At 45.8% G+C, this 7,792-nt stretch carries 8 protein-coding genes; 7 read left to right on the plus strand and 1 reads right to left on the minus strand.

The annotated features are described in order from the left end of the window. Nucleotides 1–334 precede the first annotated feature (334 nt). The 5 genes from QUB10_RS11685 (at nucleotide 335) to QUB10_RS11705 (ending at nucleotide 6,155) form a co-directional block, all read left to right on the plus strand. On the plus strand, nucleotides 335–1,747 hold the full coding sequence (locus tag QUB10_RS11685; protein ID WP_333202221.1) for an adenylate/guanylate cyclase domain-containing protein: 1,413 nt from the start codon (nucleotides 335–337) through the stop codon (nucleotides 1,745–1,747). 239 nt (nucleotides 1,748–1,986) lie between these two features. Beyond that, nucleotides 1,987–3,291: an adenosylmethionine--8-amino-7-oxononanoate transaminase gene (gene bioA / locus QUB10_RS11690; protein ID WP_333202223.1), complete on the plus strand. Its 1,305-nt coding sequence runs from the start codon at nucleotides 1,987–1,989 to the stop codon at nucleotides 3,289–3,291. 17 nt (nucleotides 3,292–3,308) lie between these two features. Then, complete coding sequence (gene bioB / locus QUB10_RS11695) at nucleotides 3,309–4,352, plus strand: biotin synthase BioB (protein ID WP_333202225.1); 1,044 nt, start codon at nucleotides 3,309–3,311, stop codon at nucleotides 4,350–4,352. A gap of 345 nt (nucleotides 4,353–4,697) precedes the next feature. Further along, nucleotides 4,698–5,309, plus strand: a complete 612-nt coding sequence (locus tag QUB10_RS11700) for a class I SAM-dependent methyltransferase (protein WP_333202226.1) — start codon at nucleotides 4,698–4,700, stop codon at nucleotides 5,307–5,309. 171 nt (nucleotides 5,310–5,480) lie between these two features. Then, nucleotides 5,481–6,155, plus strand: coding sequence for an SDR family oxidoreductase (locus QUB10_RS11705; protein ID WP_333202227.1), 675 nt, complete (start codon nucleotides 5,481–5,483; stop codon nucleotides 6,153–6,155). Between the two features lie 191 nt (nucleotides 6,156–6,346). Here the strand turns inward: QUB10_RS11705 and QUB10_RS11710 are convergent, their stop codons facing one another. After that, on the minus strand, nucleotides 6,347–6,844 hold the full coding sequence (locus tag QUB10_RS11710; protein WP_333202229.1) for a hypothetical protein: 498 nt from the start codon (nucleotides 6,842–6,844) through the stop codon (nucleotides 6,347–6,349). An 82-nt stretch (nucleotides 6,845–6,926) separates the two neighbouring features. Between QUB10_RS11710 and petN the strand changes: the two genes are divergently transcribed. Beyond that, entirely contained in the window at nucleotides 6,927–7,016 is a 90-nt protein-coding gene (gene petN / locus QUB10_RS11715) for a cytochrome b6-f complex subunit PetN (RefSeq protein WP_071883976.1), read from the plus strand. 91 nt (nucleotides 7,017–7,107) lie between these two features. Further along, the gene (locus tag QUB10_RS11720; RefSeq protein ID WP_333202231.1) at nucleotides 7,108–7,701 is read left to right on the plus strand and encodes a DJ-1/PfpI family protein; all 594 of its coding nucleotides are present in this window, start codon (nucleotides 7,108–7,110) and stop codon (nucleotides 7,699–7,701) included. Nucleotides 7,702–7,792 lie beyond the last annotated feature (91 nt).

Consider the following 7,792-nt stretch of genomic DNA (forward strand, 5'->3'; position numbering starts at 1 on the left):
CAGTCATTATATCATGTCCGGTCGATCGACCGCGATTTTCGTAGGGGGCCGTGAGCCAACAATAGCTGCCAATAATTGACAATCTGAAAAAGCCGCCCCGACCGCGATATTATGGTTAATCAATCGGACATGATATTAGTCAGCAGCAAGCAGCCAAAAAGTAACAGTTAATGGCTGCTGGTTGCTGAGTGCTGACAATTACAGGAATTACACAGGGGATGCGAAAAACCCGGTTTCGGGACGGTTGCTTCGTTGACCAACCCAAAATTTATGACGAGAAACCCGGTTTCTTTTCCTATATCCTAAATTAGCCATTTGCAGAATACTAAATTTTATGTCAGCGCGGATTTTATCATTCTTGAAATTTTTCCAATCTCGCTTGTCTAGGCAAATAGCTTTGTGGGTATTTGCTAGCATTCTTGTCATAGAGGGAATTATTTTAGTTCCCTCTTATTTTCGGCGAGAAAATGAACTTTTAAGCCAACTGGAACAGGTATCTCGGGCGACTGTTGATTCCTTAGAGTTTTTGCTGCAACAAGATATTTCCGATCGCACTTTCTTGCAAGAAGAAGTAAAAAACATTATTAAGGATTCTCAAGTAGTGTTAGGACTGTCTATTTACCAAGCTAACGGTGAGCTAATATATACACTTGGCGAACCGCCAGAAATCCGTTTCGAGCAACTAAAAAAATCTCGTATAGTTCACAATCACAATTTCGATGACAAGAGGTACGATATTGCTTGGACGGAGAGACATTTGGGAGGCGATTATATCTTAATTGTTCGCCACGATGCTTCCACGGTTCAGCCCGAACTATACGCATTTATCGCACGGGTTGCTGTTCTAGTCATCATTATATCAGCCTTTGTCACTTCTGTGACTATGTTCTTTTTAGGGGTGACAGTAATTGCACCTATCTTGAGATTGCGCGATGACTTGATCGCTGCTGGAGACGCTTTGAGCAAAGATCGAAAACAACCTGATTTCTACTCTCTGTCTGTCAAGCGGGATGACGAGTTGGGAGAACTTATGGTCGCATTCAATCAAATGTTTCACCGAGTATACAAGGAAATCGCACAGCGGAAACAAGCTGAAGAAGTATTGCGCGCCGAACAAGAAAAGTCGGAACGTTTATTACTAAATATATTACCGGTAATGATTGCCGATCGCCTCAAACAAGGTCAGATAAATATTGCGGACGGATTTGCCGAGGTTACGGTTTTGTTTGCTGATATTGTGGGCTTTACCGAAATATCTTCGCGCACGTCTCCTGAAGAATTAGTCGAATTGCTTAACAAAATATTTTCAGCTTTCGATCGCTTAAGCGAACAATACGGCTTAGAAAAAATTAAGACTATCGGCGACAATTATATGGTAGCAGGCGGTTTGCCACTTCCCTGTACAAATCACGCCGAATCTATTGCCGAAATGGCCCTGGAAATGCAGCAAGAAATTATGAAATTCCGCGACGAATGCGGTCAACCTCTCAATATCCGCATTGGCATTAATACTGGGCCTGTTGTAGCAGGTGTCATCGGCACTAAAAAGTTTATTTACGATTTGTGGGGAGATGCTGTGAATACAGCAAGCCGCATGGAATCTCAGGGACTTCCTGGTAAAATTCAAGTTAGCAACTCAACTTATGAGTTGCTGTGCGATAAGTATTTGTTGGAAAAGCGCGGTAAAATTAATGTTAAAGGCAAAGGATCTATGACGACTTATTTGCTCAAAGGCAGAAAATTGTAACTGACAATTTTAACCATCGCCCGCGAATACGTGGTATGGGGGCTGACGTTCCCAGGCAGCCGCCCTCGACACCAAACTAGGTTTTTTTGGAAGGAACCGCGAAGACGCTAAGGACACGTTCGGCGAAGCCGTTCCCGAAGGGTAGGAAGAGAAAAAGAAATAAGACAAAATAAAAATTTCACAAGGTAGCTATTATTGCTATATTAAAAGGCAAGTTAATATTAGTTTGATTGGGAAAAATGACTGCGGATCAGGAACATAATTCTTCAAATTCACCGATTTGGCAGCCCTTCACGCAAATGAAAACGGCTGCCCCGCCACTGAAGGTAATTCGCGGCAAAGGATCGGTGCTGGAATTAGCAGATGGGCGGCAAATTCTCGACTGCATTTCTAGTTGGTGGGTGACTGTTCATGGGCACAGCCATCCGGTTCTGGCTGAGGCTCTTTACGAGCAAGCCCAAAAGTTAGAACACGTAATCTTTGCGGGGTTTACTCACGAACCGGCCGAGAAACTTGCGAGTAAATTGCTAACTCATACGCCTGCTTCTTTAACGCGGATTTTCTTTTCTGATAATGGCTCGACTGCTGTTGAAGTTGCTCTGAAAATGGCATTTCAATATTGGCGCAATCTCGGAGAAACTAACCGTACTAGCTTTATTAGTTTTGAGGGAGGTTATCACGGCGATACTGTGGGCGCGATGTCTGCTGGCAGAAGTTCGCTGTGGTGGGAATCTTTTGCACCTTTAATGTTTGCGGGGGATGTTGTTCCTTTTCCGGCGACTTTTGACGGCGATGATGAGGTGGAAAGCAAGGAGGCGGCGAGTTTAGAGAAATTGGAGTTTTTTTTAAAGCAGGGCAGCTATGCGGGAATTTTTATCGAACCTTTGGTGCAAGGTTCTGGGGGGATGCGAATGTGCCGCCCTGAGTTTTTGCGGGCGATCGCACAACTTGCGGCCCAGTTTAATGTATTGTTGATTTACGATGAAGTAATGACTGGTTTTGGTCGCACGGGTGAACTGTTTGCCTCGGTTAAATCTGGAACTTCACCGGATATCCTGTGTTTGTCTAAAGGATTGTCTGGTGGCTGCTTGCCAATTGCTGTCACAATGGCATCGGAGGATATTTATCAAGCTTTCTGGCGAGATGAATGGGACAAAGCTTTTTTTCACGGTCATTCTTACACCGGAAATCCCTTAGCTTGTGCGGTGAGTGTAGCATCTCTGGAGCTTTTGGAGCAAAACCCAAATGTTTATCAAGGGATGGAAAAACTGCACCACCAATATCTGAATCAATGGCTGAGAAATCATCCTAAACTAGAACGGATTCGGACTTGTGGCACCATCGCAGCAATGGAGGTGAAAACGGAAAGCGTTTCCGGTTATTTTAATGACATTGCTCCTGTATTGAAAGCCAGATTTCTCGAAGCGGGGTTTTTGCTCCGCCCCTTGGGAAATACGCTTTACTTGATGCCTCCCTACTGCATTTCTCCTGATGAACTAGAATCGATTTATCGGGTGATTCGTCAGGTTTTGGATACTCTGTAAACCCTTTAATTTTAGTAATGAATTTACCCAATTGGAACGATTTGGCTGACGACGCGCTGGCGGGCAAATGTCTCTCTCGCGAGCAATCTTTAGCCGTATTGCGCGCACCGGATGAGGTTTTGCTGGAACAACTAAACGCAGCTTATCGGGTGCGCCGCCACTACTGGGGAAACCGAGTCAGGCTGCACTATTTGTTAAACGCTCAAAGTGGCCTTTGTCCTGAAGATTGCCATTATTGTTCTCAGTCAAAAATTTCGACTGCGGAAATTGAGAAATATCCGCTTTTAGCTAAGGAGAAAATTCTGGATGCCGCCCAACGCGCAGCAGATTTAAAAGCAGGTACGTTTTGTTTGGTAATTTCGGGCCGTCAACCTAACGCTTCTACTTTCGATCGCGTTTTGGATGCTGTCGAGACTGTGAAGGCAAATTATAACCTGAAAATTTGCGCTTGTTTGGGATTGTTGAGCCAGGAGCAAACTCATCGGCTGGCTAAAGCTGGAGTCGATCGCGTAAATCACAATCTCAATACTTCCGAATCATATCACACGGATATTTGCACCACTCACACTTTTGGCGATCGGGTGGAAACCGTCGAACACGTAAAAGCAGCGGGAATCACAACTTGTTCCGGCGGAATTTTGGGGATGGGCGAATCGGATGATGATGCGATCGATTTAGCCCTTTCGCTTCGCAAGTTGGGCGTTACTAGCGTGCCGGTTAATTTTTTCATTCCGATTCCTGGTACGCCATTTGCAGATGTGAACAGGTTAACTCCCCGCCAATGTTTGCGAATTCTCTGTTTGTTCCGATTTTTGCTTCCCAGTCAAGAAATTCGGATTGCTGGGGGACGGGAGGTGCATTTGCGATCGCTGCAACCTCTCGGACTCTACCCCGCTAATTCTATCTTTGTTGGCGATTATCTGACAACTCCCGGACAAGCTGCCCATCAAGATTGGGACATGATTCGAGATGCGGGATTTGCGATCGAATCCCCCGAAGGTTCTCTATTAGAAGTTGATTCAGCAGTTACCAAATCCGAACAAAAAACCCTGGTTGTGTAACTCTTATAGCAGTTTTCAATCGGATGAAATAGAGTAGGACACTCCAAGAGCCCAAAGCGTGTCAAATTAACGTCAAACTTAGTACCATCCTGCTGTTTGACTATTAGGGTTCGATCCCCCCTAGCCCCCCTTAAGAAGGGGGGGACAAGAGTTTGATCAAAGTCAACCCCTACTCCCCAACAATCAGGGGGATTTAGGGGGATCTAGACTCTGGTAAAACCGATATTTATCAAGGGTTTTAGCCTTAACTTGACACCAATGGGCTTTTGGAGTGTCCCTACGGTAGACATTCTTCAATCTAAAATCTAAAATCTAAAATCTAAAATCATACAAGGGGGGGAAATTATGGACAAACGCGAAGAAATTACGATCGCAGAATACCAGCTAACTGCCGAATCTTTCCGAGAAGGAACTTGGCATCACGACGTATCCCAAAATCGCTCCGCACTGACCGCTGCCATGCCCCGCACTCCCGGTAAAATTCTCGATATAGGATGCGGGCCGGGACGAGATTTAGTAGCGTTCAAGAGCCAAGGACACACAGTTGTAGGCTTAGATGCAACTCCAGCTTTTGTAGAAATAGCAAAAGAGTTGTCAGGATGCGAAGTTTGGCAGCAATCTTTTCTGAATCTCGACTTACCAAAAGCAGAATTTGACGGTATTTTTGCCAATGCTTCCCTGATTCACGTTCCCAGCGATGAGATGGTGAAAGTCCTGCAAAATTTGCACAAAGCCTTAGTTGTTAACGGTGCAATTGTCATGTCAATGTGCCGGGGAAATTGGGAGGGATACGACGAGCGGCCAACGGGAAAACGCTATACTGCCGGATGGGAATATCATACTTTAGCGCCTTGTTTAGAACAAGCGGGATTTGCAATTGTCAATCACTACTATCGCCCCCCCGGCTTACCGCGCGAAGCTCAATCTTGGGTAGTAATAGTGGGCAAAAAACTCTAACGTAAATGGGAAATTGGGAATCGGTAATTGCAAATCATTCCCCTCTCTTCCTCTGCGCCCTCTGCGCCCTCTGCGGTTAAAAAAAACTAATTCAAAAAATTACAGAGGATTGTTGTATACTGTTCCACAGTCAAAACAACCAATTTCTGCATAACTTAAAACACAATTAATATGACAGAGAAATCCCACATTTTTTTAGCAGGTGCTAGTCGAGGAGTCGGCTTAGAAATCGCCAAATGTCTCACAGCAAAAAAGATGCAAGTAACAGCACTTTTGCGATCGCCCGCCACCAGCAGCGAATTAGAAGCAATGGGCATCAAAGTCGTGACTGGCGATGCTTTGGATGCAGCAGCTATGGAAGCGGCGATGGCTGGGGGTGAGCCAATTCATGCCGTAATCAGCACAATTGGCGGCTTGCCCAAAGATGTAGAATTATCCGATTATTTGGGCAACAAAAACTTGATTGATGCGGCTGTCAAAGCAGGCGTGCAAAAGTTTATTTTAGTTTCATCAATCGGCAGCGGTAATAGTGTCGGCGCTTTGCCGCCCCAAGCTTTAGAAACTTTGCGCCCGGTTTTAATTGAAAAGGAAAAAGCCGAAAATCATTTGATAGAAAGCGGGATGATTTATACAGTGATTCGTCCCGGCGGACTCAAATCGGAACCTGCCACAGGCAACGGTATTTTAACAGAAGATTTTCGAGTTTCTGGAACGATTCACCGGGCGGATGTAGCGCTGCTAGTTTGTCAGTGTTTGGTTTCTGAGGCTGCTAACAATAAAGTTTTGTCGGCGGTAGATAAACAGATGGTTTACGGCAATCCAGAATTTGAGGAATTAAATCTGTAGGGGCGGGTTTTACCAACAATAATTGCCTAAAACCGATAATCTCGTAAACCCGCCCCCACTTGGGTGGCGATCGCGCGGGGTGGGGGCGGGTTTTTGAGTCTTTGGGTATCCTTTGAAACTATTGGTGAACCCGCCCCTACAAGTTTTTGACGGAGGGCGATCGTAAACCTGTCCCCAACCAACGGCAAATCTCAAGAATCGAAAGGCTTAATCCACGATCGCCCGATCGCCCAATCCAAAACCAAACCCGCGATCGCAAACAATACCACACTCTCGACACCGCGAACAGCAAACGGCAATAACTCCTGTAGGGCGGGCATCTTGCCCGCCTCAAAAGAAAGTCCCGCCTCAAAAAACAATCCAGCATCCAACTGTCCAAAAGCCCGCACCAACCCAAAAGCCAACACCGCACCAGATTTAAGCTGCGGGTTAACATCTCGGCGAATCGCATAGCGGTAAGTCACGCCGAACAAAAAACCGCCCAAAAGTGCGATCGCCCCTCGGGCGGCAAAATTTAGGTCAATTTCCCTTACCTGCAAACTCGCCAGAGAATCTAACCTATTTGCTAAAATTAAGCTATTACCAAGGGCGATCGCCCCAAAAGCCAGCAAACAAGACAAAGCAGCAACACTCCCTGCCTTCAAAGATTCTACCCGTTCAGCCGCACTAAAATTTGACGAATCCTTCACAGCGCCCTCATTTCAAAAATGGCTCAAATTGACCTATCATAAGGTTTGGAGTCACTTTGTACAGTTTGTTCAATAAATAGCTATGGATATTTTGTCACTCGGTTGGGTTTCGGTGCTAGTTCTGTTCTCCTTCTCAATTTCAATGGTCATTTGGGGACGCAACGGTTTCTAGATTCCAGAATAGCTTGCGGGGCCAGCTTTTTAACTGCCCCGCATTTTTTTAAATCCTATTTAACCAAATCAAAATAACAGGAGTTGGAAACATGACAGCAAAAAAAATATTAATGTTAGTCGGCGACTTTGTAGAAGACTACGAAGTAATGGTTCCTTTCCAAGCACTGCAAATGGTAGGCCACACCGTCCACGCCATCTGCCCGGACAAAGCAGCAGGCCAAACAATTCGCACCGCAATTCACGACTTTGAAGGCGATCAAACCTACAGCGAAAAACCCGGTCACAACTTCACTTTAAACGCGACTTTTGACGAAATCAACCCCGCCGACTACGACGCTTTGATTATCCCCGGAGGACGCGCCCCAGAATACATCCGCCTCAACGAACAAGTGCTGCAAATTACCCGCTACTTTGCCAACAGCAAAAAGCCGATCGCATCTATTTGTCACGGCTTACAGGTTCTAACAGCAGCAGGCGTACTCGAAGGCAAACGCTGCACCGCATACCCCGCTTGCAGCCCCGACGTACTCCGGGCCGGCGGCAAATATACAGAAGTTCCCGTTACCGAAGCCGTAGTCGATGGCAATTTAGTCACCGCCCCCGCGTGGCCAGCACATCCTAACTGGCTAGCTGAATTCCTGAAAGTTTTGGGAACCAAGATCGAACATTTAGATAGTCATTAGTTATTAGTCATTAGTTAGGATCGCGAATTAAATAACTTACAATTTTAATTGTTATTGTGGGATGGGCGTCCCGCCCGTCCAAAAAGGACGG

Source organism: Microcoleus sp. B5-D4, from assembly GCF_036705145.1.
GTDB lineage: Bacteria > Cyanobacteriota > Cyanobacteriia > Cyanobacteriales > Microcoleaceae > Microcoleus.